Here is a 26,986-nt window from a genome sequence, read left to right on the forward strand (position 1 = left end):
GCGATGGACCGCTCAAAGCTCTACCGCCGTTTTCGCACCCTCCTGATCGCCAACCGCGGCGAGATCGCCTGCCGCGTGATGCGCACCGCGCGCGCCATGGGCCTGCGCGCGGTCGCGGTCTATTCCGAGGCGGATCGCGACGCGATGCATGTCGCGCTCGCCGACGAGGCCGTGCTGCTCGGGCCCGCACGTGCCCGCGACAGCTATCTCAATCCCGAACGGCTGATCGAGGCCGCGCGCAAGACCGGCGCGGAGGCGATCCATCCCGGCTATGGCTTCCTGTCGGAGAATGCCGAATTCGCCCAGGCGTGTTTCGACGCCGGACTGGTCTTCGTCGGCCCGACAGCGGCAATGATGACTGCCATGGGCTCGAAGTCCGGCTCCAAGGCGCTTATGGAGAAGGCCGGCGTCCCGCTGGTGCCCGGCTATCACGGCGAGGCGCAGGACGATGCGACGTTGGCGAAGGCGGCCGAGAAGGTCGGTTTCCCGATTCTGGTGAAGGCGTCCGCTGGCGGCGGCGGCCGTGGTATGCGCATCGTTCGCTCCGCGGATGAACTTGCGCCTGCGATCGTCAGCGCGAAGCGCGAGGCCAAGGCCGCGTTCGGCGACGACCGCATGCTGATCGAAAAATATGTCGATAACCCCCGGCATATCGAGGTGCAGGTGATCGGCGACAGCCACGGCAATCTGCTGTCGCTGTTCGAGCGCGAATGTACCTTGCAGCGCCGGCACCAGAAGGTGATCGAGGAGGCGCCGTCGCCGACACTCAATCCCGCCCAACGCGAGACGGTCTGCGCCGCCGCGCGCAAAGCGGCCGGGGCCGTCAACTATGTCGGCGCCGGCACGATCGAGTTCGTCTCCGACGGCAAGGACGTGTTCTTCATCGAGATGAACACCCGTCTCCAGGTCGAACATCCCGTCACCGAGCTGATCACCGGGATCGACCTCGTCGAATGGCAGCTCCGCGTCGCCTTCGGCGAGGCGTTGCCTTTGAAGCAGGACGAGATCCGCCTCAACGGTCATGCGGTCGAGGCGCGGGTCTATGCGGAGAACCCGACCAAGAACTTCATGCCGTCGGTGGGCAAGATATCAACCTGGCGTCTGCCCGCTGAAACGGGGGGGCTGCGCATCGACTCCGGCTATCGGGAAGGCGATACGGTTTCGCCGTACTACGATGCGATGCTGGCAAAAATGATCGCCTGGGCGCCGACGCGGGATGTCGCGATCGAGCGGCTGAACCGCGGGCTGGAAGAGTCCGACGTCCGCGGCATCGTGACCAACATCCCGTTCCTGTCGGCGCTGATGACGCATCCGAAGGTGAGGGCGAACGCGATCGACACCGGCTTCATCGAGCGCGAACTGATGGTTCTGACGCAGGCCCCGGCGGCGCCGGGCGAGCTCGAGCTCTGCGCCGCGGTGGCCGCTGTGATCAACCACGAGCGGCAGGCTGCACAGGCGGACGCGAATTCGCCCTGGCAGACCTTTGGCTGGATGCCGGTCGGCCGCCGCCGGCGCAATTTTGCGTTTCGCGCGGGTCATGGTGTTGGTCATGGGTCCGAGCAGAAGATCACGCTGAACTATGGCAGCGGACCAGCGACGCTGGTGATCGGCGAACGCGAGCTGGCATTTGCGATCGCGCCCCGGGACGGCGGCTTCGACGTGACGCTTGACGGCGTCAAATCGTTCGTCGCGGCCGTGATCGACGGCCATGAGCTGTATTTGCGCACGCGCAACGGGCGATTCGACCTGCATTGGGTCGATCCGTTCGGCGGCGAGATGGAGGAGCAGGCCGGCGCGGACAAGATCGCAGCGCCCTTGCCGGGCACGGTCGTCGCCGTGCTGGCGGAGGAGGGCGCCAAGCTCGAGAAGGGGGCGCCGATCCTCACCCTGGAAGTGATGAAGATGGAGCAGACGCTGCGCGCCCCCTATGCCGGCGTGCTGAAATCCATCAAATGCAAGGTCGGCGACATCGTCCAGGAGGGCGTCGAGCTCGCCGTGGTCGAGCCTTCCGGAGAATGAGATGAGCGATAAGGTCCGCATCATCGAAATGGGGCCGCGTGACGGCCTCCAGAACGAGAAGACGGCGGTCAGTGTCGAGGCCCGGATCGCCTTCATCGAGGCGCTGGTCGCGGCCGGCCTCAATACAGTCGAGGTCGGCGCCTTCGTCTCGCCCAAGGCGATCCCGCAGATGGCGAGCTCGGACGCCGTGCTGCGCGGCGTTAGCCATTTGACCAGTGCCGAATTCCACGTGCTAGTGCCGAACGAGAAGGGCTATGACGCCGCGTGCGCGGCCGGCGCAAAGATGGTCTCGGTGTTCGCCGCGGCCTCCGAGGGCTTTTCGCGGGCCAACATCAATTGCACGGTCGCGGAGTCCATCGAACGGTTTAAGCCGGTGCTGGCGCGCGCCAGGGTCGATGGTGTCAAGGTCCGCGGCTATATCTCCTGCGTGCTGGGCTGTCCGTTCGACGGCGAGATCAAGCCGAAGGCGGTTGCCGATCTCGCCACCACGCTGTGGGAGCTCGGCTGCTACGAGATCTCGCTCGGCGACACGATCGGTGTCGGTACGCCTGCCAAAGCCAAAGAGATGCTGCGGGCGGTCAGCGCCAACATCCCTTCCGCCAATCTCGCGATGCATTTTCACGACACCTACGGCCAGGCGCTCGCCAATCTCTATGCGGGGCTGGAGGAAGGCGTCCGCGTCATCGACGCCGCCGCCGGCGGCCTCGGCGGCTGCCCCTACGCGCCGGGCGCGACCGGCAACGTCGCGACCGAGGACGTCGTCTATATGCTCGGGGGCATGGGGATTAGGACGGGTGTCGATATGGACCGGTTGCTGGCGGCAACCAACGAGATGAGCGGCGTGCTGGGCAAGCCGCCGGTGAGCCGCGTGGCGTCCGCGCTGAACGCGAAGAGGAAGCGCGCCAGCTCCTCGTTCTCCGTTATTGCGAGCGCAGCGAAGCAATGATGGTGGACGCGGCTACCTGCTCCCGTCCGGCCCCATCACCAGGTCCGGCAGCGCGGTCGAGATGCCCGGCACGAAGCACAGCAGCAGCACCGCGAGCATCATCAAGAGCACGAAAGGAAGCGTGCCCCAGATCACCTCGCGCAGGGGAATATCCGGCGCGACGTTGCGGATGACGAAGATGTTGAGGCCGACGGGTGGATGGATCAGTCCCATCTCCATCACGATGGTCATGACGACGCCGAACCAGATGATGTCGAAATTGGCGGCGCGGAGCGGCGGCAGGATGATCGGCGCGGTCATGAGAATAATCGAGACCGGCGGCAGGAAGAAACCGAGCACGACGACCATGACGAGGATCGCGAACAAGAGGCCCCAGCGCGGCAAATGCATCGCGACGACGGATTCGGCGGCCGATTGCGAGATGTGCAGATAGCTCATCACGTAGGAATAGAGCAGCGACATGCCGATGATCATCATCAGCATGGTCGATTCCCGGATCGTCGATTTCAGGATCGGGGCAAGGTCGCTCGGCCGCCACACGCTGTAGATCGCCGCGATCAATGCCAGCGCCAAGAGGCCGCCGAGGCCGGCGGTCTCCGACGGCGTGGCGTAGCCGCCATAGAGCGCGATCATGACGCCGGTGAGCAGCAGCACGAAGGGGATCACGCGCGGCAGCACGCTGAAGCGTTCCGCGAGCGTGTATTCGTCGCGGGCGAGGATCGCAGCTTCCGGGCCGCCGTTCTTGTAGATCGCTTCGGCCGCGGCGTATTCCTGGCGGAAGCGGATCACGGCGTAAACGCCGAACAGCGAGACCAGCAGCAGGCCGGGCCCGATACCGGCGAGGAACAGCCGTCCTAGCGATTTTTCGGCGGCGACCGCAAACAGGATCATGGTGATCGACGGCGGTAGCAGAATGCCGAGCGTGCCGCCGGCGGCGATGATCCCCGCGGCAAAGCCGCCGGAATAGCCGCGCTTGCGCATCTCGGGGATGCCGGCCGAGCCGATTGCCGAGCAGGTCGCGGGCGAGGAGCCCGCCATCGCCGCAAACAGCGCGCAGGCGAACACATTGGCGACGCCGAGCCCGCCGGGGACGCGGTGCAGCCAAGCGTGCAGGGCCGAGTAGAGATCCTGGCCGGCGCGCGACTTGCCGATCGCGGCGCCCTTCAGGATGAAGAGCGGGATCGACAGCAGCGTGATCGAGGCCATTTCCTCGTAGACATTCTGCGTCACCGTGTCGAGAGAGGCGGCGGGCATGTAGATGCCCATGAACACGACTGCGACCGCGCCGAGCGCGAACGCGATCGGCATGCCCGAAAACATCACGACAAGCGTCGCGATCCCGTAGGCGAGGCCGATACCGAAAACGCTCATGAACGCCTGGCTCCAGCGAAAGGCAGCGCAAGCTGCACGAGGATCTGGACGCAGAGCAGACTCATGCCGAACGCCATTAGCGAATAGGGGATGGCCAGCGGCGGCGACCACATCGAGTTCGAGACCTGGCCATCGACATAGGCTTCATGCGCCAGTGTCCAGGACTTCCAGGCGAAGAAAGCGCAGAACAGAAGCGTCACGGCATCGACCAGCCAGAGCCTGATCCGGTTCGCCAGTGGTGAGAGCAGGCCGACGAAGGCCTCGATGCCGATGTGACCGCGGTTCTGCTGCACGTAGGCGGCCGTCATGAAGGTCGCGCCGACCAGCAGGAACACCGCGGCCTCGTCCTGCCAGTAATTGGCAGCCTTGAACAAGGCGCGGCTGAGCACGCTGTAGCTCAGGATGGCGCAGGCGGCGATCAGCGCAATCGCGGCGAACACGACGATGATGTTGTTGAGGATGGCGAGACCGCGATCGATCGCTGCCGCAAGGCCGGTCCTTGCGGCAGCGTTTACCTGGCCGTCACGATCCGGAAGCGGACCGTGGCTCATGCGGCGACGTCGGTCGCGAGCTTGAGCAGGTTGGCAGATGTCGCGGTCTTGGCGCCGTAGTCCTTCCATGCGGTGTCGCGGGCGATGTCACGCCACTTGCCGACGGTCGCGGCATCGAGCGCCGAGACCTTGGCGCCGGCCTTCTCGTAGACCTTGGCGACCTCGACATCGTCGTCCTGCGCGCCCTTGCGGCCGAAGGCTTCGAGCTCGGTGCCGACCGCGAGCAGGATGTCCTGCTGGTTCTTCGGCAGCTTGTCGAAGATCGCCTTCGACATCATCAGCGGCTCGAGCATGAACCAATAGGACGCGCCTGCGCCCGAGGTCAGCGATTTCGCGACCTCCTCAAGCCGGAACGAGATCAGGCTGGTCGAGGAGGTGATGCCGGCATCACACGCCCCCGTCTGCATCGCTGCGTAGATTTCGTTCGAGGGCACCGACAGCACGGATGCGCCGGCAGTCTGCAGCACCATGTCCATCTCGCGCGAGCCGCCGCGCACCTTGAGACCCTTGGCATCTTCGGGGGCCACGATCGGCTTGGAGCGGCTGGCGACGCCGCCGGCCTGCCACACCCAGCTGAGCAGGATGATGCCCTTGTCGGCGAGGAAGTCGGTCAAGGCCTTGCCGACCGGCTCCTTCTTCCAGCGCATGCCCTGGTCGTAGGTGGTGACGAGGCCCGGCATCAGGCCGATATTGGTTTCCGGCAATTCGCCGCCGGCATAGGGCATCGGATAGAGGCTGATGTCGAGCGCGCCCTTGCGCATCGCGGAGAACTGCGCGTTGGTCTTGATCAGCGAGGAGTTCGGATAGATCTCGGCGGCGATGTCGCCGTTGCTGCGCTTGCTGACTTCGGCGGCGAACACGCGACAGAGCCGGTCGCGGAAATCGCCCTTGTCGACGGTGCCGCCCGGGAATTGATGCGAGATCTTCAGCGTGGTCGCGGCATGCGCGGTGCCGGTGCTGAAACGGAGAATGGCGGGTGCGGCGACGGCGGTCGCGATCAGGTGGCGGCGCGTGAACATGGCGTGATTCCCTTGGACGGTTCTTGGAAGGTTCTTGTTTGCTTTGCCGTGATTTTGGGCCGGTCTTGGAGACCGCGCTGAGGCCCATCCTAGCCGGTCTTTCAGACAATGTTCTCTAGTCTGATAGTTCGAGACCGAATGCCGCGGCAAGCGTCGGTGATGCTGCATTGCACACTCCCGATCTCCTACATCCGCAGAACCTAGGATGGGCTCGCGGAAATTTATCGGCGGCCGCGTAACAACGCCCCGTGGCAATCCGTCGAGATCAGATAGCGGCGTCCGTCGCTGACCAACATCCATCTCGAAGGGAAGACCAGTCATGACCATTCGTACCCGCATCGCGCTCGGCGTTTCGGCGGCCGTTCTCTCGCTCGGCCTCGCGCTGTCGCCTGCCGCCTTTGCCCAGGACAAGATGGGCAAGGATGACGGCATGATGAAAAAGGACACGATGTCCAAGGACGGCATGAAGAAGGACACCATGTCCAAGGACGACGGCATGAAGAAGGACACGATGTCGAAGGACGGGATGAAGAAAGACGACGGGATGATGAAGAAGCACTGATCTTCCAACGTCGAGGAGGCGCTTGCGACAGGCAGACGCGCGCCAAAAATCCGGGGGCGGTCACGTAGACCGCCCCCAGAGCATTTGTTTCAGTCCAAATTCAATTGAACGTGACTTGCGCGCGTTAGACTTGCAAACGTTACTTGCGCTTCGCCTTGCGGGCGGCGTAGCGGGCGTCCCGCTTGGCTTTTTGCTCGGCCTCGGCTTCGGCCGCCTTCGCGACGGCTTCTTCGGCCTCGCGGGCGATCCGCGCGGCCTCGAGCGCGGCAGCTTCTTCTTGAAGGCGCTTCTGCTCGGCCTTTTCCGTGTCGCGCGCAGCCTTTGCTTCGGCGCGCTTGGCCGCAAGGGCCTCGCGCTCCGCACGCTTCGCCACAACCGCGGGATCATCCGGCCCCGGCTGCGACTTGAATTTGTTCAAAAGGTTCTTGCGTGCTTCCTGTGCCGCCTTTTGCCGGTCGGAGAAGCCTGGTTCCCTAAATCCACTCATCGGCGAACCTTGTCATCCTCGCTTTCGATCCTACATCACTGCCTGTTGGTACGTCGGCTGGGCATAGCGGGCGCCGCGCGACGCAGATGCGTGTACATCGGCGCGCGCCGTGATGCCACCTATAATCGCAGCCGATCAGGTAGACGAAAATCGCCGCCCCCGACGATCTCTCGTAGCCCGGAAAAACTGCCGAATTGTGATGTCCCTCATAAGGGGGCACCAGGGCGGTGCCTAGCGTCCGCCTGGTATGAGACGCGGAGCACGGGTATGACGATCTCACGACTGAGCCTGAAGGCGCTCGCAATCGCGGTCGTGGTGGCAACCCTGGCCGGTGCCACGCTGCTGCTCGCCCGTCCGCAGCCGATCGAAAGTGCCGTCCTGGGCACAGATTGGGAATGCACCCAGACCGCGTTTGTGCTTACGACCTGCGCTCCGCGCGTCCAGCAGGCGATCCCGGCGGCCGAAACCTCCCGCAAGGAAGCGATCCGGCCGACCCGAGGCTAACCGGGAGAAGCTGGACGGGATGTGACGCCACGCCGCAGAAGTGATAAAGCCCGCTCGCCCCCGTGATCGGTCAGCCATGTCCAAGCCCGAAGCCAGTTCCGAAGCCAACTCCGAAGCTAAGCCCGAACCGGGCGCGAAGCCGAAATCCACTCCAAAACCTCAATCCGGTGACAACCGCCGCGGCGCCATCGCTGGCTTGATCATCGCGATCCTGATCCTCGGCGTCGGCTGGTGGCTCGCCCGCGATCTCACCTCCGCGAGCAAGATGCAGGACTGCCTGATGTCCGGGCGAAGCAACTGCAATGTGATCGAGCCGGCCCGCTAGAGGCATGCCAGAGCGACCCGCGCGGACGAAAAAATGTCGTGATCTTAATCATTTGTAACGGGACTTAGCCGACCAAAGCAGGTCAGTCATGTCAGCCGGCATCAGCTCAGCGCGAGCCGAATCGTCTATCGCGCCAGGCATCACGGCGGTTGACGGCAATCGAAAGAGTAGGGGGCAAGCACGCATGAGTGTGTCCAGTCGCATCAAGATCATCATTCCCTTGGTTTCGGCGATGTCATTGCTCGCCGTCCCGGCGCAGGCTCAGGACGCCAGACCGCCGAGAGACGCCGCCCAGCCATCGGCCGGGCCAGGCGCCGGCGCGCCGCCGCAGAACATGCGAAAGGGGCCGCCGCCGCAGCAGGCTGCCCGGCCGGCGCCACAGGCCGGCGTCCAGCCCTACGCCGGCGGTCTTGGTCATGCTGGTCCGGGTCCAAATCCTGCTCTCGCGAGTCCAGGTCCTGGCCCTCGCAATGCCGGCGGTCCGCCGCCCGGACGCAATTACGCCAGGGGTCCCGCACCGGCGCGCGACTGGGGCGGACACACCTATCGCGGCCATCTCGCCTGGGATGGCGGACGCTGGCGCCACGAAGTCCACAACGGCCGCTCTGGCTGGTGGTGGGATGTGGGCGGCGCGCGGTATTATTATCCGCAGCGGATGGACGGGCCTCCGGCCTATATCTCGGAGGATTATTACGACGACGTCCCCGTGGCCTATGCTCCGCCCGTCGCCTACGAACCGCCGCCGCCGCCGCCAGCGGCCGATCCCGGCGCGAGCGCGCTTGGCGGCGCTATCGTCGGCGGCGTGCTGGGCGGCCTGATCTCGGGCAACGCCTCGGGTGCGGCCGCAGGCGCTGTGATCGGCGGTGCCACCGGCGCGATCGCCGGCGCGACGGCTGCTTCGCGCCCCGGCTACTATCTGGCCCAAGGCAACTGCTACTACCGCTATCCGAGCGGCCAGTACGTGCAGGCTGATCCACGGGCTTGTTACTGAGCACGCCAGGCGAGGGCTGAAGCGAAGAGGCGGCGAAAAGCCGCCTCTTTTCGTTTTGGCGCTGGCCCTCAGCTGGCCGGGAATTGATTCAAGGGGATCGCCCCGCGCGTCAGGACACTACCCAGTTGAAGAACGCGATCGCGGCCCAGACCAGGCCTGCGATCCAGGCCAGCATCACGATGCCGATGGTCGCAAGATAAGCGATGCCGAGCGGGTCGGATCTTTCGCCTCGCGCCGGGACGGGAATTTCGGCTGCGGCTTCTTGCGTCATGACGGGAATATCTCCCAAGCCTTCTCGCTCTCTGGGAGCGCTGAGGACTGTTTAGCGGAGGCGCCGTGCGCCGGCTGTGACGCACTTCACAGATCGGTACGCATCAAGCCCCCAATCGGGGCGGGTCGTTCGACAGATGCGTGAATTGGATTGCGTCGCAAATCCGCGAGGACGGCATTACCCCGCAATCATACGGACGAAATTGCCACGCGCTTGTCCAGATCGTCCGGCTAGAATTGGCTTCATGTGTACCAAGTACGATCCACAGCATGAAGCCGAGACGGCGATGAAGCGCGCCGTGGCGGCCGAAGGTCCTGACCGGCAACGTCTCATCGAGCTGGCCCTGGCCTGGCATCAACTCGCCCGCGACCGGCGCGAAGAGCGGACGGACTGAGCTCTCTCTGTTACGAGAGAACTGGTATTCACAGAAAAACCCCGTGCTCGGGGGGACAAGCACGGGGTTCTCGAGAGCCGATCGGGGCTGGCAAATCGGCACCACTGGATTTCGAACGCGCCGATCGCAAGTTCGTTCCGCGCCCCCTTCAATTTTTTCGCGCGAGAACGCCGCCATCGGCGCCTATGCTCGTGACACTCGACGCCTGACGCGAGCCGCCGAAACGCTCCGTTAAGACTCGTTCGGACGACGATTTTCCGATCGCGATTCGTTTCGGGGAACGAAGCGGAGCAGGACCGTGAACAAACAAAAAGTCCCCGACGGGCTGCACTGTGTCAGGCAGCTTCCGACTTCGGCACCGCCTCGGCATTGACCGAAAGCTTGACGACATCGCCTTCGACGGCACCGACATATTTCGTGTCGATGTAATGATGATGGTCCTTGTGACCTTCCGGGTTGTCCTTCCGCGTCAGCTTGATACGGTTGCCCTCGACGCGGTCGACGGTGCCGACATGTGCGCCGTCCTTGCCGACGATCTTCATGTGCTCTCTGATCTCGCTCATGATGTTCTCCTTGTGCCGTGTCAACGGCGAGGACCGGTCTTCGTTGCAAGGATAGGCGGGCCCGGCTGTTGGAGCCAATGCGCTCGCCGGACGTTGAATGGCAGTCGCAATTGCCAAGATCCGCATCAAGACGCTCATCAAGATCCGCATGGAGACCTCCGAAGCCTATCTCGATCGAAAGCACAGGGAAATCGGGCTGCTGAACGATTGCCTGAGGAGCCCGCTGCATTTGGCTCGGCCGCAATCGGTCGACGAGGTTGTGGTCTCCAAGTTTCAGCTCGCCGCCGCACTACGCGCGGAACATGCGCTGCAGGACTGGAGAGCGACGGAGACGGCCTGGTCGCATGCGGCGTCTCCCAGCAGCGGTCCGTTCGTGTTCAGCTACGACTATCAGCGCGCGGACCTCAAGGTGAGTGGTCCCTCGTTCTATGAACTCGAGCGGGGCTGCAGGAGCGATGCGATCTATACCGCCTCCGGCATGGCCGCGATCTCCGCGCTGCTGCTCGCGTCCGCACGGATCATCGGCAAAGCAGACGTCGTGGTGCTGCCGGGCACTTACGGCGAGACACTGGAGCTGATCGAGAGCCTCGTCCCCCATTTGCGGCTTGTCATCGCCAGCCTCCCGCTGGGCGAAGCGTTCGCTGCGGCAGCCTTGCCACGCTTGCTCCTGCTCGATTCATGCGCCCCTGCCCGGGCGTTCGAGGCAGCTCTGCGTTGTGACGGTTCGGGGCTCGATCTGTTGATTTTCGACACGACATGTTTCGCCGGCAGATCGGCGCGCATCCGGCGTGTCTTGAGATGGGCCGCGCGATGGGACATTCCCGTCGTGTTGGTGCGAAGCCACAACAAGCTGGATTCGCTCGGGGTGGAATACGGCCGGCTCGGCTCTGCCGTGTTCGTGCATTGGAGCCGGAAGGACCTCAAGGCGGGCCAGCTGCTGTCCGAAAGCCTGGCGGCGGAAACCCGCAATGCCGTCCGGCTTCTCGGTGGCGCGGCGTTGCCGGCGCACTTCCCGCCATTCGTGGGCTCTGTGGCCTATTGGGCCCTGACGAAAACGCGCGTCGCTGCGATTCTGCGCAACGGTCGCCACGCGGCGCGATATTTCGCCGCCGAGCTCGCTTCGCTCTCGGCCGAGCTGCATTTCACCCACGGCCTCTATGTCACGCTTCGCGGCAGGCGCGCCCTCGATGAGGCGACCGCGCGGCAGGCCGCCGAGGACATGAGCCGCGACCTGAGCGGCAAAGGCTTCCCCATTCGCCACGCCGGCAGTTTTGGTTTCGATTTCGCGGCGACCGAGTGGTTTCACGACGCGACGACGGATCGGTACAGCGTCCGGGTGGCGGTGCCGGATTTGCCGACTGAGTTGTGGAAGGATCTAGCAGCGGCGATTGCCGGGTGGTGGGCGCGACATCAAGGCGACACTGAAGGGTGAGTGCGGTGCAAGGCCATGACAGAGCGACCGAAAGCGTTTCCTTACAGGGAATGCACGTGGCATGTTTCAGACGAACAGTCCCGGCAATGGCTTACGGTGCTTGAAAAGACGGGTGCAGCCAACGTCCGAGCGCGCCTTGCCCAGACCGTCGCGGCATCCGCAGGAGCGATCGCGATCGGAACCGCGCCCGTCATGACGATCGGGTTCGCCCAGGAATGGCTGAACTGGAAAGATAATCAAAAATCCGAGGCGGATATCGAACGGCACGAGCGGCAGATCTGGTGGACTCGGACCGCGGCAATCGCCGCATCGGTCGCCGCCTTGAGCGCACTGCTCGGCTGGATTTGGACGATCTTCATCCGGGGGAATAACGGCCTATAACAAACATGATTGTTACGTTGCGCATACATCCGCCAGACGAGAGGGGCGACAAACTGCGCTGTTTCAATCGATCGCCAGGCATTCTTCCACGGCCGGCTTCTGGTGGCCGCGACGCGCCCACGCTTGAACGGCGAAGGCGAGTTGGTGCTGACTCGCTGCCGCGTCCGCGATGGTGGCCCGGGCCGTCGCGATCGGCTTTGTGACCACACCGGAGTTCACGACTCCCGCGTCAACTGCCAAAAACGATATTGCTACAACCGCCACCGCCGACGCGATCGCCATTCTTGTCAAGTCGGATAGTGGCATCGAGGTCCTTATCGGGCGCACGTCGCCCGGCGAATAGATAGGGCTCGTTTGCCCGGATCAAAGGCCGGAGCGAGGCGGCCCACGCGTTCGTGAAGGACGGATTCTGCAGGTGCGCGCCGTAGATCTGGCTCACGATGAACGGATGAGACCGAAATTGGCGATCCCGGCAGGAATCGAACCTGCAACCCTCAGAGTAGAAATCTGATGCTCTATCCAGTTGAGCTACGGGACCGTCTTGAGCCGCCCTGGTTGGGGGCCGCTGTTCATCTACTATGCCATTATGAAAAATATCGTCTTTCGCCAAGCCTGAACCGAACCGTTTTCGTCGAAGCCGCGACAAAGCGGAACGGTGGGGTGTCAGGGTGCCGGGTTGAGCGGCAGCAGACTGGACGATGGATCACATCGCCGGGAACGCTGATCAGCTTCCGGGACACGGCCGCCGGACGACTGGTCGGATATTGCTGCGCCATCAGGACGGCGTGCGCGGCGGTAGCTTGATCGGTCTCCTCTGGGCGTGCCTTGTCATGGCGAATGCGACGGTTTGCACCTTTGGTTCCATCGCCTTGAGTCCGTCACCTTTCCGCGCATTTCATGCGACAAGCGGCGTTCGTCCGCGATTTCCGGGAGTCCATCCATGATCGGTCTTGTTCGCGCCGTCACACTCTGCGCCACGCTGGCGTTCGGCCTTAGCGTCGCGCAGGCCGCCGACAAAGCCTTCAAGCGGGACGACCTCGCCGATTCCGCGATCAAGCTGGAGGCGCAGATCAAGGGCGAGGCGGGGCCGGTCGCCAAGACCGGCGCGAGCTTGCGCACCGACGCCGATGTTGCCTTCCGGCGCAACGACTATCGCACCGGCCTGTCGGTGCTCGGCCAGATCGCGGCGACCACGCCGGAGGACGCCGGCAACTGGTTGCGGCTGGCAAAGGTCATCTTCCAGATATCGCCGAAGAGCTCGAGCGAGCAGACGTTCCTGCTGGAGCGCGCCTCGACCGCCGCCTACATCGCCTACCAGCGCGCCGGGAATGCGGGCGAGGAGGCCGACGCGCTCGCGGTGCTCGGCAAGTCTCTTTCCGAACGCAAGCTGTGGCGGCCGGCGCTGGATGCTCTGCGGCTGTCGCTCGACATGCGCGAGGTCGCCGACGTCCGCGGCCAATATGAGAAGATGCGCGACGAGCACGGTTTTCGGCTGCTCGACTACACCGTGGACTCGGACTCCGCCAGTCCGCGCGCCTGCTTCCAGTTCTCGGAGGAGTTGGCAAAACGCACCGATTTCGCGCCGTACCTCGCGCTGGCCGGCCAGGACAAGCCGGCCCTGTCGGCCGAGGCCAAGCAGCTCTGCGTCGACGGGCTGAAGCATGGCGAGCGCTACAACATCAATTTGCGCGCCGGCCTGCCGTCCACCGTGAAGGAAGGCCTTCCGAAATCGGCCGAGTTCAACGTCTATGTGCGCGACCGCAAGCCCTTCGTGCGCTTCACCAGCCGCGCCTATGTGCTGCCGAGGACGGGCCAGCGCGGCATTCCCGTCGTCAGCGTCAACACGCCAGCCGTCAACATCAACGTGTTCCGGATCGGCGACCGCAATTTGATCAACACGGTGGTCGACAGCGATTTCCAGAAGACCCTGTCGAAATACCAGCTCAGCGATCTCGGCGGCGAGCGCGGCGTGAAAGTCTGGACCGGCGAGCTTGCCACCGCGATGACGCTCAACCAGGACGTCACCACGGCATTCCCGGTCGACCAGGCGCTTGGTGAACTCCAGCCCGGCGTCTATGTGATGACGGCCGCGGCCAAGGGGCCGGGCTCGGACGACGACTATCAGCTCGCCACCCAATGGTTCATCGTCTCCGATCTCGGCGTCACGGCCTATTCCGGCAATGACGGCATCCATGTCTTCGTGAATTCGCTGGCCTCGACCGATCCGGTCGGCAAAGCCGAGGTGCGGCTGGTCGCGCGCAACAACGAGATCCTGGCCACCCGCAAGACCGATGAGAGCGGCCATGTGCTGTTCGAGGCGGGGCTTGCGCGCGGCGAGGGCGGCCTGTCGCCGGCGATGCTCACCGTGACCGGCGAGAAGGCCGACTATGCCTTCCTCAGCCTCAAGTCCTCCGCCTTCGACCTGTCGGACCGCGGCGTTTCGGGCAGGGCCGTGCCTGCGGGCGCCGACGCTTTCGTCTATGCCGAGCGCGGCGTCTACCGCTCCAGCGAGACCGTCTATCTCACCGCGCTGTTGCGCGACGGGCAGGGCAACGCCGTCACCGGCGGGCCGATGACCCTGGTGATCGAGCGTCCTGATGGCGTCGAATTCCGCCGCGCCGTGCTGTCCGACCAGGGCGCGGGCGGGCGCACCTTGTCGGTGCCGCTCAACTCGGCCGTCCCGACCGGGACCTGGCGGGTGCGCGCCTTCACCGATCCGAAGGGCTCTTCGGTCGGCGAGACCACTTTCATGGTCGAGGACTACGTCCCCGATCGGATCGAATTCGACTTGTCTGCCAAGGACAAGCTGATCAAAGCTAACGCTCCAGTGGAGCTTAAGGCGGACGGTCATTTCCTCTATGGCGCGCCGGCCTCGGGGCTAGCGCTCGAAGGCGACATGCTGGTCGCGCCCGCGTCCGAGCGGCCGGGCTTCGCCGGCTACCAGTTCGGCGTCGCCGACGAGGAGACCACCTCGAACGAGCGCACGCCGCTGGAGAACCTGCCGGAAGCCGACGCCAACGGCGTTGCGACCTTCCCGGTCACGCTCGACAAGCAGCCGGCCTCGACGCGGCCGCAGGAGGCGCAGATCTTCGTCCGCATGGTCGAGACCGGCGGCCGCGCCGTCGAGCGCAAGATCGTGCTGCCGGTCGCGCCTGCTGCCGCGATGATCGGCATCAAGCCGCTATTCGGCGACAAGAACGTCGCCGAGGGCGACAAGGCCGAGTTCGATGTTGTGTTCGTCTCGCCCGAGGGTGAGAGGCTTCGCCGCGACGGCCTGCGCTACGAGCTCCTGAAGATGGAGTCGCGCTACCAATGGTATCGCCAGAGCAATTACTGGGAGTACGAGCCGGTCAAATCGACCTCGCGCGTCTCCGACGGCGACGTGACAGTTGCCGCGGACAAGCCGTCGCGGATTTCGCTGACCCCACAGCCCGGCCGCTACCGGTTGGACGTGAAGTCGAACGACGCCGACGGGCCCGTGACCTCGGTACAGTTCGACGTCGGCTGGTATTCCGACGGCAGCGCCGACACGCCGGACCTCCTGGAGACCTCGATCGACAAGCCGCAATACGCCTCGGGCGACACGATGACCGTGTCGGTCAACGTCCGCAGCGCCGGCAAACTGACGGTCAACGTGCTCGGCGATCGCCTGCTGACGACGCAGACCATCGACGTCAAGGAAGGCACCGCCCAGGTGAAGCTCCCGGTCGGCAAGGACTGGGGCACCGGCGCTTATGTTGTGGCAACGCTGCGCCGTCCGCTCGATGCGGCCGCGCAACGCATGCCGGGCCGGGCGATCGGACTCAAATGGTTCGGTATCGACAAGCAGACCCGTACATTGCAGGTGAAGCTGACGCCGCCGGCTCTGATCCGGCCGAATGGGCTGCTGAAGATCCCCGTCAAGCTCGACGGGCTCAATCCGGGCGAGGACGCCAAGATCGTGATCGCCGCGGTCGACGTCGGCATCCTCAACCTCACTAATTACAAGCCGCCGGCGCCAGACGACTATTATCTCGGCCAGCGCCGCCTGAGCGCGGAGATCCGCGATCTCTATGGGCAACTCATCGACGGCATGTCGGGCACGCGCGGGCAGATCAAGTCCGGCGGCGACGCCGGTGCCGCCGAGCTCCAGGGCTCGCCGCCCGCGCAAAAGCCGCTCGCGCTCTATTCGGGCATCGTCACCGTTGCCGCCGACGGCACGGCCGAAGTGAGCTTCGACGTTCCGGAGTTCGCCGGCACCGCGCGCGTGATGGCGGTGGCGTGGACCGCGACCAAGCTCGGTCGCGCCAACACGGACGTGGTGATCCGCGACCCTGTCGTGCTGACCACGACCTTGCCGCGCTTCCTGCTCAACGGCGACCACGGCACGGTCAATCTCGAGATCGACAATGTCGAGGGGCAGGCCGGCGATTACGTCATCAACGTGAAGACCGGCGGGCCAGTGAGAATGACCGGCAATCCCGCGACGACGGTCAAGCTTGCCGCCAAGCAGCGGAATTCGTTCACGCTCGCCATCGACGCGACGGCGGCGGGGCAGGCGACACTCGACGTCGACATCAAGGGGCCGAATGGCCTGGCGCTGGCGCGCCATTATGCGCTCGACGTCAAGGCGGCGACGCAAGTGCTGGCGCGGCGCTCGATCCGGACGCTGGCGAAGGGTGAGAGCCTGACGTTGACCTCGGATATGTTCGCCGATCTCGTGCCGGGCACCGGTAGCGTCTCGGTCTCGGCCAGCCTGTCCACTGCGCTCGATGCGGCGACGATCCTCAAAGCACTTGACCGCTATCCCTATGGCTGCTCGGAGCAGATCACCAGCCGCGCCATGCCGTTGCTCTATGTCAACGAGCTCGCGGCCGGTGCGCACCTGGCCATGGACACCGAGGTCGACCAGCGCATCCGCGACGCCATCGAGCGGCTGCTGGCCCGCCAGGGCTCGAACGGCTCGTTCGGGCTGTGGTCGGCAGGCGGTGACGATTCCTGGCTGGACGCGTATGTGACGGACTTCCTGACTCGCGCCCGCGAAAAGGGCTTTGTGGTGCCGGATGTGCTGTTCAAGACCGCGCTCGACCGCATCCGCAACTCGGTCGTCAACGGCAACGAGCCGGAGAAGGACGGCGGCCGCGATCTCGCCTACGGCCTCTATGTGCTGGCGCGCAACGGCGCGGCGCCGATCGGCGACCTCCGCTATCTCGCCGACACCAAGCTGAGCAACCTCGCCACTCCCATCGCGAAATCGCAGCTCGCCGCGGCGCTCGCGCTGGTCGGTGACCGCAACCGCGCGGAGCGGGTCTATGGCGCAGCCCTCGACAGTCTCGCCCCAAAGCCGGTGCTGGAGTTCGGCCGCACCGACTACGGCTCGCAGCTCCGCGATGCCGCAGCGCTGGTGTCGCTTGCCAGTGAAGGCAACGCGCCGAAGGCAACGCTGACGCAGGCGGTGTCGCGGGTCGAGACTGCGCGCGGGCTGACGCCCTACACCTCCACGCAGGAAAATGCGTGGCTGGTGCTGGCGGCGCGCGCGCTCGCCAAGGAGAACCTGTCGATGGAGGTGGACGGCCAGCCGGTCAAGACCGCGCTGTACCGCAGCTACAAGGCCGCCACTCTGGAAGGCAAGCCGCTGAAGATCACCAACACCGGAGACGCGCCGGTGCAGGCGGTGGTCTCGGTGTCGGGGTCGCCGGTGACGCCTGAGCCCGCGGCATCGAACGGCTTCAAGATCGAGCGCAGTTTCTTCACGCTCGACGGCAAGCCCGCCGATATCAGCAAGGTCAAGCAGAACGACCGCTTCGCCGTGGTGCTGAAGATCACCGAGGCCAAGCCCGAATACGGCCACATCATGGTGTCCGACTATCTGCCGGCCGGCCTGGAAATCGACAATCCAAAACTGGTGTCGTCGGGCGACAGCGGCACGCTGGGCTGGATCGAGGATGGCGAAGAGCCCGAAGATACCGAGTTCCGCGACGATCGTTTCACGGCTGCCGTCGATCGGGCCTCGGATTCCAAGGCGGTCTTCACGGTGGCCTACGTCGTGCGTGTGGTCTCACCCGGCAAATACGTGCTGCCGCAGGCCTATGTCGAGGACATGTACAATCCCTCGCGCTACGGCCGTACCGGGACCGGCACGGTCGAGGTGCGGGCGGCGAAGTGAGTGGTGATGGGATGAGCGACAAGGAGCCACATGCTCCGCCGTCATGCCCGGGCTTGTCCCGGGCATCCACGGACTTTGGTGCGAGAGGCAAGAACGTGGATGGCCGGGACAAGCCCGGCCATGACGGAGCAAGGGGCAGGGGCCCGCGTGTCCTCTCCGCGCTGGCATTCTCGCTCATCCTCACCATCGTCGGCGTCGTCGCGTGGGTTTACTCCCTCGGTCCGCTGCCTTTCGACGACGCCCGCCAGGTTTCCACCACCATCGTCGATCGGAATGGCAAGCTGCTGCGCGCCTATGCGATGGCGGATGGACGCTGGCGACTGCCGGTCGAGACAAAAACGAACGTCGATCCGACCTATCTGAAGCTGCTGCTCGCCTACGAGGACCAGCGCTTTTACGCACATGACGGCATCGACCCGGTGGCGCTGGGGCGCGCTGCGTTTCAGCTTGCGACGCGCGGCCACATCGTCTCGGGCGGCTCGACCATCTCGATGCAGCTCGCGCGGCTGATGGAGCCTCGGCGGCAGCGCTCGCTCCATGCAAAGCTGCGGCAGATCGTGCGTGCGATCGAGATCGAGCGCAGCTTGAGCAAGGAGCAGATCCTCGACCTCTATCTGGCGCTCGCGCCTTACGGCGGCAATCTCGAGGGCATTCGCGCTGCCTCGATCGCCTATCTCGGCAAGGAGCCGAAGCGGTTGTCGCTGGCTGAAGCCGCGTTGCTGGTCGCGCTGCCTCAATCGCCGGAGACCCGCAGGCTCGATCGCTATCCCGATGCGGCGCGCAAAGCGCGTGACCGCGTGCTCGACCGCATGGTCGAGGAGCAACAGATCAGCCTCGACGATGCGAAGCAGGCGAAAGCCGTTCCTGTGCCGAAACTGCGCAAGCCGATGCCGATCCTGGCGCCGCACGCCTCCGATGCGGCGCTTGCGACGGTCAAGGACGCGCCAGTCATCAAGCTGACGCTCGATGCCACCCTCCAGAAGGTGCTGGAGCCGCTAGCGCGCGATCGTGCCATTGCGTTGGGGCCGAACATCTCGGTCGGCATCATCGTCGTCGACAATGAGAGCGGCGACGTGCTCGCGCGCGTCGGCTCGGCCGATTATTTCGACGAGCGCCGGGCAGGGCAGGTCGACATGACCCGCGCCATCCGCTCGCCGGGCTCGACGCTGAAACCCTTCATCTACGGGCTGGCCTTCGAGGACGGTTTTGTTCATCCGGACAGTCTGATCGACGATCGGCCCGTGCGCTTCGGCTCCTACGCGCCGGAAAATTTCGACATGACGTTTCAGGGCACGGTGCCGGTGAAGAAGGCGCTGCAGCTGTCGTTAAACGTGCCCGCGATCGTGCTGCTCGACCGCGTCGGCGCGAGCCGGCTGGCCTCGCGGCTGCGTCAGGCCGGTGGCAATCTGGTTCTGCCCAAAGACGAGGCGCCGGGACTTGCCATGGGCCTTGGCGGCGTCGGCGTGACGCTGCAGGACCTCGCCCAGCTCTATGCGGGCTTCGCCCGGCTCGGCACCACCAAGCCGCTGCGCGAGATCATGAGCGACGGGGACGAGCGCGAGCCGCTGCGGCTGCTCGATCAGGTCGCGGCCTGGCAAGTGGGCAATGTGCTGCTCGGTACCCCGCCGCCGGAGAACGCGGCTCATAACCGCATCGCTTTCAAGACCGGCACCTCCTACGGCTACCGCGATGCCTGGTCGATGGGCTTCGACGGGCGCATGACCATCGGGGTCTGGGTTGGCCGGCCCGATGGCGCGCCGGTTCCGGGCCTGATCGGTCGGGTTGCCGCCGCGCCGATCCTGTTCGACGCCTTCGCCCGCACCGGCAAGACGCTCCTGCCGTTGCCGAAGCCGCCGAAAGGAACTCTCGTGGCCAGCAACGCCAAGCTGCCATTGCCCTTGAGGCGGTTCCGCCCGGTCGGGGATCTGGTGCGGACCGGGGGCGAGCAGGCCCTGCACATCCAGTTTCCGCTGAACGGCTCGCGGATCGACGTCGATCGCTCAGGTGGCGAGGGCGGCGCAGCCATGCCGGTCAAGGTCGCCGGCGGCGTTCTGCCCATGACCGTCATGGTTAACGGAACGGCGCAGGGCGAGATCGACGGACGGCGCCAGCGGCTGATCGATCCGCCCGGTCCGGGCTTTGCGCGGCTGACCGTCATCGATGCCACGGGCGCCGCGGACACAGTTGTCATTCGAATTCAGTGACCCTGCCTCAAGCGGTTGTGGCGATGGCGGTTTCAGCGTAAGCGGAACCGATGGCCGAGACCTATCCAACACCCCGTTTTGGAGCTCCCCGCGAGCCGAAATCCCCGGTGAATCCGGGCAGCCGGCTCGTGTCCATGTTCGACATCGCCACGGCCAGCCACGTCCGCGCGGTCGCCTTCCTGCTGCTGTGCGCGCTGCTGCTATTCCTGCCGGGCTTCTTTACGATTCCGCCGGTTGATCGCGACGAGGCGCGCTTTGCGCAGGCCACCAAGCAGATGGTCGAGAGCGGCGATTATGTCGACATCCGCTTCCAGGAAGACGTCCGCTACAAGAAGCCCGTCGGCATCTACTGGCTGCAATCGGCCGCGGTCGAGACGGCATCGGCGCTCGGTCTGCCGCGGGCCGAATTGCGCATCTGGGTCTATCGGCTTCCCTCGCTGATCGGCGCGATAGGCGCCGTGCTCATGACCTATTGGACGGCGCTCGGCTTCGTCACGCGGCGCGCCGCGGTGCTTGCAGCACTTCTGATGTGCGCCTCCGTGCTGCTCGGCGTCGAGGCGCGGCTTGCGAAGACCGACGCCATGCTGCTGTTCTGCGTGGTCGCCGCGATGGGCGCGATGGCACGGGCGTATCTGTCGTGGCAGCGCGCCGAGGACGAGACCCATCCGCCCTGGAGCTGGCCCGCGATCTTCTGGACGGCTCTCGCTGTCGGCATCCTGATCAAGGGCCCGCTGATCCTGATGTTCGCAGGCCTGACCATCATCGCGCTCGCGATCCAGGACCGCGATGCCTCCTGGCTGTGGAAGCTGCGCCCGCTCTGGGGCCTGATGTGGATGCTGGTGCTGGTGCTGCCCTGGTTCGTCGCGATCTTCTGGCGCGCGGGCGATGCCTTCTTCGCCGATTCCGTCGGCGGCGACATGTTGAGCAAGTTGGGCGCGCAGGAATCCCACGGCGCGCCGCCCGGACTGTATCTGGTGCTGTTCTGGATCACGTTCTGGCCCGGCGCGCCGCTCGCGGCGATGGCCGCGCCCGCGGTCTGGCGCGCGCGGCGCGAGCCCGGCGCGCAATTCCTGCTGGCCTGGCTGGTCCCGTCCTGGATCGTGTTCGAGGTGGTGCTGACCAAGCTGCCCCATTACGTGCTGCCGCTGTATCCTGCGATCGCGATCCTCACCGCGGGCGCGCTCGAGCGGCGGGTGCTGTCGTGGTCCTGGCTGATGCGCGGCTCGGCATGGTGGTTCGCAATCCCCGTGGGCGGCTCGATCATCGCGGTCGTCGGCGCGGTGATGCTGACGCGGCAGCCTGCTTTCGTGGCATGGCCGTTCATCGCGGCCTCGCTGATCTTTGGCCTGTTCGCCTGGTGGCTTCACGACAACAATCACGCCGAGCGCTCGCTGCTCAACGCGCTGGTCGCAGCCCTGATGCTCGCGCTAACGGTCTACGGCATCGTGCTGCCGTCGCTGACGCCGCTGTTTCCGAGCATCGAGATCGCACGCGCCCTTCGCAACGTCACCTGCGTGGGCCCGAAGGCGGCCGCGGCCGGCTATCACGAGCCGAGCCTGGTCTTTCTGACGGGTACGCAGACGCTGCTCACCGACGGTTCGGGTGCGGCGGATTTCCTGCGGCAGGGGAGCTGCCGTTTCGCGCTGATCGAGCAGCGTTCGGAGCGCGGCTTCGTGCAGCGCGCCGAGGCGATCGGGCTGCGCTACAAGGTTGGCACCCGCATCGACGGCTACAATTTCTCGCAAGGGCGCGCGATCTCGATCTCGATCTTCCGCTCGGAAGGCACCGAGTAGGATGTCGGCACCAACCGACATCTCGCCGCGCGCGAGCTATCCCGCACAATTGCTCACGCTCTCGGGGCGCGCCCTGGCACAGCTCGTGCGCACGCCCTCGCATTCGCGCCGCGCCGAGGCCGCGCGAAAGCTGGCGCGGCATTCGCTTTGGCTGAGTGCTGCAGGTGCAGCCCTGGTCATCGCGCTGATGGTCGTGTTCGACCTGACCGAGATCCAGCTGATGCCGCCGCGTGGCACGCCAGGCCTGTGGCCGATCCGCATCCTCACCGATTTCGGCAAGGACGAGTATGTGCTCTCGGTGCTCGGGGGTGTGCTGGTGGTGCTGGTGCTGGTTGCGGCGGGATTGCACGGCACAAGCCGCGCATTGCTGCTCGGCCTCGGCACGCGGCTGCAGTTCGTGTTTCTGTCTGTTGCCGTGCCGATATTCGTCGCCGAGATCCTGAAATATCTCATCGGCCGCGGACGTCCGTTTGTCGGCGGCAAGGCCAATCCCTTCAACTTCATCCCGTTCGAGGGGACCGGGGCCTATGCCAGCTTGCCGTCGGGGCATGCAGTGACGGCGTTCGCCCTGGCGTTTGCGGTCTCGGCGCTGTGGCCGCGCCTGCGCGTGTTCATGTTCACTTACGCGATCGTGATCCTGCTGACGCGACTGGTGCTGCTTGCGCACCACCCGAGTGACGTGGTGGCCGGCGCCCTGGTCGGCATGGTCGGCGCGATGGCGGTGCGCTACTGGTTCGCGGCCCGCAGGCTCGGCTTTGCCATCCGTGCCGACGGGACCATTGTGCCTCTTGCGGGGGCAGTCTCAGGCCGCCTCAAAAGGGTTGCCCACGGGGCATCCGCCCCATAAAAGCGGCTGCCTGCCGGGACCGCCGGTTCCCGAGCCAAGCCAATTCCAACCACGAGCTTCGATTTGTCGTCCCAGCCTTCGGTTTTCCAGCCCTCGGTTTCCATCGTCGTTCCCGTGCGCAACGAAGCCGACAACATCGTGCCGCTGATCGAGGAGATCGGCGCGGCGCTCGACGGCCGCTGGGCCTATGAGATCATCTACGTCAATGACGGTTCGACGGACGCGACCGGCGAACGGCTTGGCGCGGTCATGAAGCAGCGGGACAATCTGCGCCAGCTGCGCCATGCCAGATCAGGCGGCCAATCCGCGGCCGTGCGCAGCGGGGTGCGTGCGGCACGCGGCGCGATCGTGGCGACGCTCGACGGCGACGGCCAGAACAATCCGGCCTTCCTGCCGGACCTGATTTCGGCTGTCGAGAACGGAAGCAAGGTCGGACTTGCGGCTGGACAACGCGTCGGCCGCAAGGATACCGGCTTCAAGAAATTCCAGTCACGTGTCGCCAACGGCGTCCGCAACGCGATCCTGAAGGACGGTACGCGCGACACCGGCTGCGGCCTGAAGGCGTTCCGGCGCGAGGTGTTCCTGATGATGCCCTATTTCGACGGGCTGCACCGCTTCCTGCCGGCGCTGGTGCGCCGCGAGGGTTACGAGATCGCCTATGTCGACGTGATCGACCGTCCGCGCCGCTCCGGCGTGTCAAACTACGGTTTCTTCGACCGGCTGTGGATCGGGATCATGGATCTCGTGGGCGTCTGGTGGCTGATCCGCCGCAAGAAGCCGACGCCGGATGTGACTGAGGTGACGGCATGATCATCCAATACGGTCAGGCGCTGAGCAATTATTTCTACGATGTCTTCGTGGCCAAGTTCGACTTCTGGCTCGCGTTCGGCCTCGTCGCGCAGCTGTTCTTCACGGCACGCTTCCTGGTGCAGTGGATCGCGAGCGAGCGCGCCGGCAACAGCGTGGTGCCGATGGCGTTCTGGTTCTGCTCGATGGGCGGCGGGCTGATGACGCTGGTCTATGGCGTCGTCAAGCGCGAGCCTGTCATCATCCTCGGCCAGGCGCTCGCGACCATCATCTATATCCGTAACATCATGTTGATTGTGAAGAACCGCGGCCGCGCGTCAAAGACGCTGGAGCGCTGATCCAGGCTAGCGCGGCAACGCGGACGCCGCGCCCGGCGCGGGCAGGGCGGCGGTCTCCGCTTCGTGCCTGCGATGGGGCTCCCCGGCCGCGTCGAGCACGGGATAGGCGACCGAGCAGATATGCGAGTGGATGCGGCGCAGGTCCCGCAGCACGTCGAGATGCAGCGACGTGGTTTCGATTGTCTCGGGGCGGCCCTCGCGCAGGCGGTCGAGGTGGCGCTCGACGGCGGCAAGCTCGGTATTGCGCAGCGCAGTCTTCTCCACCAGCAGCTTGCGCGCCTCGTTGGCGTCGCCCGACATGAAGACGCCGAAGGCGATGCGCAGCGAATCCATCGTGCGCTTGTGGAAGGCGGCGAGCTCCTCGGCGCCCTCGGGCGAGAACTGGAAGCGACGCTTGATCTTCTTGGTCGCGAGCTCGCTCAGGCTCTTGTCGATGATATCGCCGATATGTTCCAGATTGATGGCGAAGGAGATGATCTCCATCGCGCGCCGGCCCTCGCTCTCGTCGAGGCTGCCGCGCATGAGTTTAGTCACGTAGAGCTTGATGGCTTCGTCGAGGCCGTCGACGATGTTGTCCATCTTCGAGACCTGGTCGACCAGCGCACGGTCGCCGCTCATCATCGCCGCCATCACCTTGCGCAGCATGATCTCGACGAGATCGCCCATGCGCAGGGTTTCGCGGCCGGCATCGGCCAGCGCCAGCGACGGCGACTCCAGCGCGGTTTCGTCGAGATAGCGCGGCCGGGCCGGATCGGCCTCCTGAACACGATCGGGCAGGAGCCGGGTCAACAGGCGCGACACGGTATCGAGCAGGCCGATGAAGATGATGGCCGTGCCGACGTTGAAGGCGATATGAAACGCCGCCGTCATCCTGGCGAGATCGGGCTGCCAGGCGTGCATGTGCTCGGCGATCGGGCCCAGGAAGGGCAGGACCAAGGCGATCCCGATCACGCGGTTGACGAGATTGCCCACCGGCAGGCGATAACTGGCGGGATCGTCACGCTTGGCGCCTTCGAATACGGGATTGATGGCGCTGCCGAGATTGGCGCCAAGCACCAGTGCGAGCGCCGCGTAAGGCGAGATGAACTGCGAATAGGCGAGCGACATGATCAGCAGCACGCTGGCGACGCTCGAATGCACCGCCCAGGTGACGAGCGCCGCGATCACGATGCACAGAACGGGATCGCCCGTGATGGAGGACATCACGATGCGGACGCCCGGCGCGTTCTCGGCCGGCGCCAGCGTGTCGAGCAGGATGTGCAGCGACAGCAGCATCAGCCCGAGGCCGATCAAGACACGGCCAACGTCCTTGATCCGTGAGCGTGGACCCACGCGGAAGGCGACCAGTCCGAGCACGAACAGGACCGGCGCGACGGCGGCGATGTTGAACGACAGCACCTGCACGATCAACGTCGTGCCGACATTGGCGCCGAGCATGATGGCGAGCGCGGTGACCAGGCTGAGCAAGCCCTCGGCTGCGAACGAACTCGTGAGCAGCGCGGTCGCGGTGCTGCTCTGGAGCAGGGCAGTAAGGCCGAGACCGGCGGCGAACGCGTTGAAGCGGTTACCAAGCGCCTTGCCGAGGAGCCGTCGCAAGTCCGGGCCAAAGGCGCGCAGAATCCCGCTGTGGACCATGTGCAGGCCCCACAGCAACAGCGCCACGCCGCCCATCAGATCGAGCAGTACCAACGTTCCCATGCTCCGTGTCCGGATTGGAGTCGATTGGTGAGGCTAGCGCCAAATGCTTGAGGTTCAAACCATTCGTTGGCGCGTCGGCGTTAACGTTTGCGGCTTCTGCACGTTCCCACGGCGTGATGCCTTGTGAGCAGGCTCACATTGCTGCCTTGAGGGCAGCGAAGCCGCGATCGAGGTCGGCCTTGAGGTCGTCGACGCTTTCGAGCCCGATATGCAGACGCAGCGTCGGGCCGCCCGGCGACCATGTCGTGGCGGTGCGATAGGCGTCGCAATCGAAGGGAATCGCCAAGCTCTCGAAGCCGCCCCAGGAAAAGCCCATGCCGAACAGTTTGAGCGTATCGAGCATGGTGTCGACCGCCTTCTGCGGCGCCGGCTTCAAGACGATGCTGAACAGGCCCGAAGCGCCGGTGAAGTCGCGCTTCCAGATCGCATGACCCGGATCGGTCTCGAGCCCCGGATGCAGCACGCGCGCGACCTCGGGACGGCTCGCAAGCCAGCGCGCCATGTCGAGCCCGGAGCGATGATGCTGCGCCAGCCGCACCGACAGCGTACGCAGGCCGCGCAGTGCCAGGAAGACGTCATCGGGACCGGCACAGACGCCGAGCAGGCGGATGCCTTCGGCGATCTGCGGCCATGCCCTGGCATTGGCCGAGATGGTGCCGAACATGATGTCGGAATGACCGCCGATATATTTGGTGGCGGCCTGCATGCTGATGTCGACGCCCTGTTCGAGCGAGCGGTGATAGAGCGGCGTCGCCCAGGTGTTGTCGTCGATGACGATCGCGCCGCGGGCATGCGCGACCTCGGCGATGGCGCGGATGTCTGGCATCTCGAACGACTGCGAGCCTGGCGCCTCGACCAGCACAGCGCTTGTGTTGGGCCTGAACAGCTTGTCGATGCCGGCGCCGATCATCGGATCGAAATAGGTGGTCTCGACGCCGTAGCGGGTGAGCATGCCGTTGCAGAAATTGCGCGAGGGCCGATAGACGTTATCGCAGACCAGGATGTGGTCGCCGGCCTTCAGCACCGAGAGCAGGGTGGTCGAGATCGCCGACAAACCCGACGGCACGATGCCGACGCCGGCGCATTGCGGCCCCTCTAGCGTCATCAGCGTCTCCTGGAACGCCTTGGTGGTGGGGGAACCATGGCGGCCATAGGTGAACTCGCCGCGATGGGCGTGCAGGTCCTCGGCGGTCGGATAGAGCACGGTCGAGCCGTGGAACACCGGAGGATTGACAAACCCCTTCTGCGCCTTGGTGTCGCGGCCGGAGGTGACCAGCCGGGTCTCGGCGTGCTGTTCGGAGGGGGGTGAGGAATCCATGCGTCTGCTTTCAAAAGCGC

Annotated in this window: 23 protein-coding genes and 1 tRNA gene; 14 read left to right on the forward strand and 10 right to left on the reverse strand. The window is 65.2% G+C overall.

Translation table 11 applies throughout. The annotated features are described in order from the left end of the window. Window positions 1–3: 3 nt before the first annotated feature. Both IVB19_RS17725 and IVB19_RS17730 read left to right on the forward strand, forming a co-directional pair. On the forward strand, window positions 4–2,019 hold the full coding sequence (locus IVB19_RS17725) for an acetyl/propionyl/methylcrotonyl-CoA carboxylase subunit alpha (protein ID WP_247821642.1): 2,016 nt from the start codon (window positions 4–6) through the stop codon (window positions 2,017–2,019). Between the two features lies 1 nt (window position 2,020). Next, window positions 2,021–2,965 carry a hydroxymethylglutaryl-CoA lyase gene (locus tag IVB19_RS17730; protein ID WP_247821643.1) on the forward strand — a complete coding sequence of 315 codons (945 nt, stop codon included), beginning with the start codon at window positions 2,021–2,023 and terminating at the stop codon, window positions 2,963–2,965. Window positions 2,966–2,977: 12 nt separating this feature from the next. Here IVB19_RS17730 and IVB19_RS17735 read toward each other — a convergent pair whose 3' ends face one another. The 3 genes from IVB19_RS17735 to IVB19_RS17745 are packed head-to-tail and all read right to left on the reverse strand — an operon-like array spanning window position 2,978 to window position 5,906. After that, complete coding sequence (locus IVB19_RS17735) at window positions 2,978–4,336, reverse strand: TRAP transporter large permease (RefSeq protein ID WP_007591317.1); 1,359 nt, start codon at window positions 4,334–4,336, stop codon at window positions 2,978–2,980. After that, entirely contained in the window at window positions 4,333–4,887 is a 555-nt protein-coding gene (locus IVB19_RS17740) for a TRAP transporter small permease (protein ID WP_247296812.1), read from the reverse strand. The genes IVB19_RS17735 and IVB19_RS17740 overlap by 4 nt, the downstream gene beginning before the upstream one ends. Beyond that, a complete protein-coding gene (locus IVB19_RS17745) occupies window positions 4,884–5,906 on the reverse strand; it encodes a TRAP transporter substrate-binding protein (protein WP_247338018.1) in 1,023 nt (340 codons plus the stop codon). The genes IVB19_RS17740 and IVB19_RS17745 overlap by 4 nt, the downstream gene beginning before the upstream one ends. Window positions 5,907–6,225: 319 nt before the next feature. Between IVB19_RS17745 and IVB19_RS17750 the strand changes: the two genes are divergently transcribed. Beyond that, complete coding sequence (locus IVB19_RS17750; RefSeq protein WP_007591301.1) at window positions 6,226–6,468, forward strand: pentapeptide MXKDX repeat protein; 243 nt, start codon at window positions 6,226–6,228, stop codon at window positions 6,466–6,468. Window positions 6,469–6,607: 139 nt separating this feature from the next. Here IVB19_RS17750 and IVB19_RS17755 read toward each other — a convergent pair whose 3' ends face one another. Then, window positions 6,608–6,955, reverse strand: a complete 348-nt coding sequence (locus IVB19_RS17755) for a DUF6481 family protein (protein ID WP_018457771.1) — start codon at window positions 6,953–6,955, stop codon at window positions 6,608–6,610. 267 nt (window positions 6,956–7,222) lie between these two features. On the opposite strand from IVB19_RS17755, the gene IVB19_RS17760 reads away from it, so the two are divergent. The 3 genes from IVB19_RS17760 to IVB19_RS17770 all read left to right on the forward strand — a co-directional run bounded on the left by IVB19_RS17760 (window position 7,223) and on the right by IVB19_RS17770 (window position 8,775). Beyond that, window positions 7,223–7,459 carry a hypothetical protein gene (locus tag IVB19_RS17760; RefSeq protein ID WP_018457772.1) on the forward strand — a complete coding sequence of 79 codons (237 nt, stop codon included), beginning with the start codon at window positions 7,223–7,225 and terminating at the stop codon, window positions 7,457–7,459. A 76-nt stretch (window positions 7,460–7,535) separates the two neighbouring features. Next, window positions 7,536–7,784, forward strand: coding sequence for a hypothetical protein (locus tag IVB19_RS17765; RefSeq protein WP_247821644.1), 249 nt, complete (start codon window positions 7,536–7,538; stop codon window positions 7,782–7,784). A gap of 184 nt (window positions 7,785–7,968) precedes the next feature. Continuing rightward, the gene (locus IVB19_RS17770) at window positions 7,969–8,775 is read left to right on the forward strand and encodes a hypothetical protein (protein ID WP_247338017.1); all 807 of its coding nucleotides are present in this window, start codon (window positions 7,969–7,971) and stop codon (window positions 8,773–8,775) included. A gap of 109 nt (window positions 8,776–8,884) precedes the next feature. On the opposite strand, the gene IVB19_RS17775 is transcribed toward IVB19_RS17770, so the two are convergent. Together IVB19_RS17775 and IVB19_RS17780 are read right to left on the reverse strand one after the other, a co-directional pair. Continuing rightward, the gene (locus tag IVB19_RS17775; protein ID WP_018457775.1) at window positions 8,885–9,046 is read right to left on the reverse strand and encodes a hypothetical protein; all 162 of its coding nucleotides are present in this window, start codon (window positions 9,044–9,046) and stop codon (window positions 8,885–8,887) included. Between the two features lie 729 nt (window positions 9,047–9,775). Continuing rightward, window positions 9,776–10,003, reverse strand: coding sequence for a DUF2171 domain-containing protein (locus tag IVB19_RS17780; protein ID WP_247296806.1), 228 nt, complete (start codon window positions 10,001–10,003; stop codon window positions 9,776–9,778). A gap of 148 nt (window positions 10,004–10,151) precedes the next feature. Between IVB19_RS17780 and IVB19_RS17785 the strand changes: the two genes are divergently transcribed. Both IVB19_RS17785 and IVB19_RS17790 read left to right on the forward strand, forming a co-directional pair. Next, window positions 10,152–11,435: a hypothetical protein gene (locus IVB19_RS17785; RefSeq protein ID WP_026233440.1), complete on the forward strand. Its 1,284-nt coding sequence runs from the start codon at window positions 10,152–10,154 to the stop codon at window positions 11,433–11,435. A 15-nt stretch (window positions 11,436–11,450) separates the two neighbouring features. After that, window positions 11,451–11,816, forward strand: a complete 366-nt coding sequence (locus IVB19_RS17790) for a hypothetical protein (RefSeq protein ID WP_247338016.1) — start codon at window positions 11,451–11,453, stop codon at window positions 11,814–11,816. Between the two features lie 63 nt (window positions 11,817–11,879). Here the strand turns inward: IVB19_RS17790 and IVB19_RS17795 are convergent, their stop codons facing one another. Further along, window positions 11,880–12,122 carry a hypothetical protein gene (locus IVB19_RS17795; protein WP_026233441.1) on the reverse strand — a complete coding sequence of 81 codons (243 nt, stop codon included), beginning with the start codon at window positions 12,120–12,122 and terminating at the stop codon, window positions 11,880–11,882. A 155-nt stretch (window positions 12,123–12,277) separates the two neighbouring features. Beyond that, a tRNA-Arg gene (locus IVB19_RS17800) sits at window positions 12,278–12,354 on the reverse strand. A gap of 402 nt (window positions 12,355–12,756) precedes the next feature. On the opposite strand from IVB19_RS17800, the gene IVB19_RS17805 reads away from it, so the two are divergent. The 6 genes from IVB19_RS17805 to IVB19_RS17830 all read left to right on the forward strand — a co-directional run bounded on the left by IVB19_RS17805 (window position 12,757) and on the right by IVB19_RS17830 (window position 23,950). Then, on the forward strand, window positions 12,757–17,961 hold the full coding sequence (locus tag IVB19_RS17805) for an alpha-2-macroglobulin family protein (protein ID WP_247405220.1): 5,205 nt from the start codon (window positions 12,757–12,759) through the stop codon (window positions 17,959–17,961). Between the two features lie 95 nt (window positions 17,962–18,056). Then, window positions 18,057–20,165 carry a penicillin-binding protein 1C gene (gene pbpC / locus IVB19_RS17810; RefSeq protein WP_018457782.1) on the forward strand — a complete coding sequence of 703 codons (2,109 nt, stop codon included), beginning with the start codon at window positions 18,057–18,059 and terminating at the stop codon, window positions 20,163–20,165. A gap of 50 nt (window positions 20,166–20,215) precedes the next feature. Next, window positions 20,216–21,958: an ArnT family glycosyltransferase gene (locus tag IVB19_RS17815; RefSeq protein ID WP_026233442.1), complete on the forward strand. Its 1,743-nt coding sequence runs from the start codon at window positions 20,216–20,218 to the stop codon at window positions 21,956–21,958. A gap of 1 nt (window position 21,959) precedes the next feature. Next, window positions 21,960–22,805 carry a phosphatase PAP2 family protein gene (locus IVB19_RS17820; RefSeq protein ID WP_085385250.1) on the forward strand — a complete coding sequence of 282 codons (846 nt, stop codon included), beginning with the start codon at window positions 21,960–21,962 and terminating at the stop codon, window positions 22,803–22,805. A gap of 63 nt (window positions 22,806–22,868) precedes the next feature. Next, complete coding sequence (locus IVB19_RS17825; RefSeq protein WP_018457785.1) at window positions 22,869–23,615, forward strand: glycosyltransferase family 2 protein; 747 nt, start codon at window positions 22,869–22,871, stop codon at window positions 23,613–23,615. After that, entirely contained in the window at window positions 23,612–23,950 is a 339-nt protein-coding gene (locus IVB19_RS17830; protein WP_007591223.1) for a lipid-A-disaccharide synthase N-terminal domain-containing protein, read from the forward strand. The genes IVB19_RS17825 and IVB19_RS17830 overlap by 4 nt, the downstream gene beginning before the upstream one ends. 6 nt (window positions 23,951–23,956) lie before the next feature. Here the strand turns inward: IVB19_RS17830 and IVB19_RS17835 are convergent, their stop codons facing one another. Together IVB19_RS17835 and metC are read right to left on the reverse strand one after the other, a co-directional pair. Further along, window positions 23,957–25,648, reverse strand: coding sequence for a Na/Pi cotransporter family protein (locus tag IVB19_RS17835; protein WP_018457786.1), 1,692 nt, complete (start codon window positions 25,646–25,648; stop codon window positions 23,957–23,959). A 133-nt stretch (window positions 25,649–25,781) separates the two neighbouring features. Next, window positions 25,782–26,966, reverse strand: a complete 1,185-nt coding sequence (metC, locus tag IVB19_RS17840; protein ID WP_018457787.1) for a cystathionine beta-lyase — start codon at window positions 26,964–26,966, stop codon at window positions 25,782–25,784. Window positions 26,967–26,986: the final 20 nt, after the last annotated feature.

It is taken from the genome of Bradyrhizobium sp. 187 (assembly GCF_023101005.1).
Lineage (GTDB): Bacteria > Pseudomonadota > Alphaproteobacteria > Rhizobiales > Xanthobacteraceae > Bradyrhizobium > Bradyrhizobium canariense_D.

Excerpts from the sequence above, each read along its gene's own strand:
- IVB19_RS17785 (WP_026233440.1), top strand. The coding sequence starts at position 10,152 with ATGGAGACCTCCGAAGCCTATCTCGATCGAAAGCACAGGGAAATCGGG.
- IVB19_RS17780 (WP_247296806.1), bottom strand. The coding sequence starts at position 10,003 with ATGAGCGAGATCAGAGAGCACATGAAGATCGTCGGCAAGGACGGCGCA.
- IVB19_RS17775 (WP_018457775.1), bottom strand. The coding sequence starts at position 9,046 with ATGACGCAAGAAGCCGCAGCCGAAATTCCCGTCCCGGCGCGAGGCGAA.
- IVB19_RS17735 (WP_007591317.1), bottom strand. The coding sequence starts at position 4,336 with ATGAGCGTTTTCGGTATCGGCCTCGCCTACGGGATCGCGACGCTTGTC.
- IVB19_RS17815 (WP_026233442.1), top strand. The coding sequence starts at position 20,216 with ATGGCCGAGACCTATCCAACACCCCGTTTTGGAGCTCCCCGCGAGCCG.
- IVB19_RS17760 (WP_018457772.1), top strand. The coding sequence starts at position 7,223 with ATGACGATCTCACGACTGAGCCTGAAGGCGCTCGCAATCGCGGTCGTG.
- IVB19_RS17750 (WP_007591301.1), top strand. The coding sequence starts at position 6,226 with ATGACCATTCGTACCCGCATCGCGCTCGGCGTTTCGGCGGCCGTTCTC.
- IVB19_RS17805 (WP_247405220.1), top strand. The coding sequence starts at position 12,757 with ATGATCGGTCTTGTTCGCGCCGTCACACTCTGCGCCACGCTGGCGTTC.
- IVB19_RS17835 (WP_018457786.1), bottom strand. The coding sequence starts at position 25,648 with ATGGGAACGTTGGTACTGCTCGATCTGATGGGCGGCGTGGCGCTGTTG.
- IVB19_RS17740 (WP_247296812.1), bottom strand. The coding sequence starts at position 4,887 with ATGAGCCACGGTCCGCTTCCGGATCGTGACGGCCAGGTAAACGCTGCC.
- IVB19_RS17725 (WP_247821642.1), top strand. The coding sequence starts at position 4 with ATGGACCGCTCAAAGCTCTACCGCCGTTTTCGCACCCTCCTGATCGCC.
- IVB19_RS17745 (WP_247338018.1), bottom strand. The coding sequence starts at position 5,906 with ATGTTCACGCGCCGCCACCTGATCGCGACCGCCGTCGCCGCACCCGCC.
- IVB19_RS17730 (WP_247821643.1), top strand. The coding sequence starts at position 2,021 with ATGAGCGATAAGGTCCGCATCATCGAAATGGGGCCGCGTGACGGCCTC.
- IVB19_RS17790 (WP_247338016.1), top strand. The coding sequence starts at position 11,451 with ATGACAGAGCGACCGAAAGCGTTTCCTTACAGGGAATGCACGTGGCAT.
- IVB19_RS17765 (WP_247821644.1), top strand. The coding sequence starts at position 7,536 with ATGTCCAAGCCCGAAGCCAGTTCCGAAGCCAACTCCGAAGCTAAGCCC.
- metC (WP_018457787.1), bottom strand. The coding sequence starts at position 26,966 with ATGGATTCCTCACCCCCCTCCGAACAGCACGCCGAGACCCGGCTGGTC.
- IVB19_RS17830 (WP_007591223.1), top strand. The coding sequence starts at position 23,612 with ATGATCATCCAATACGGTCAGGCGCTGAGCAATTATTTCTACGATGTC.
- IVB19_RS17755 (WP_018457771.1), bottom strand. The coding sequence starts at position 6,955 with ATGAGTGGATTTAGGGAACCAGGCTTCTCCGACCGGCAAAAGGCGGCA.
- IVB19_RS17795 (WP_026233441.1), bottom strand. The coding sequence starts at position 12,122 with ATGCCACTATCCGACTTGACAAGAATGGCGATCGCGTCGGCGGTGGCG.
- IVB19_RS17820 (WP_085385250.1), top strand. The coding sequence starts at position 21,960 with ATGTCGGCACCAACCGACATCTCGCCGCGCGCGAGCTATCCCGCACAA.
- IVB19_RS17770 (WP_247338017.1), top strand. The coding sequence starts at position 7,969 with ATGAGTGTGTCCAGTCGCATCAAGATCATCATTCCCTTGGTTTCGGCG.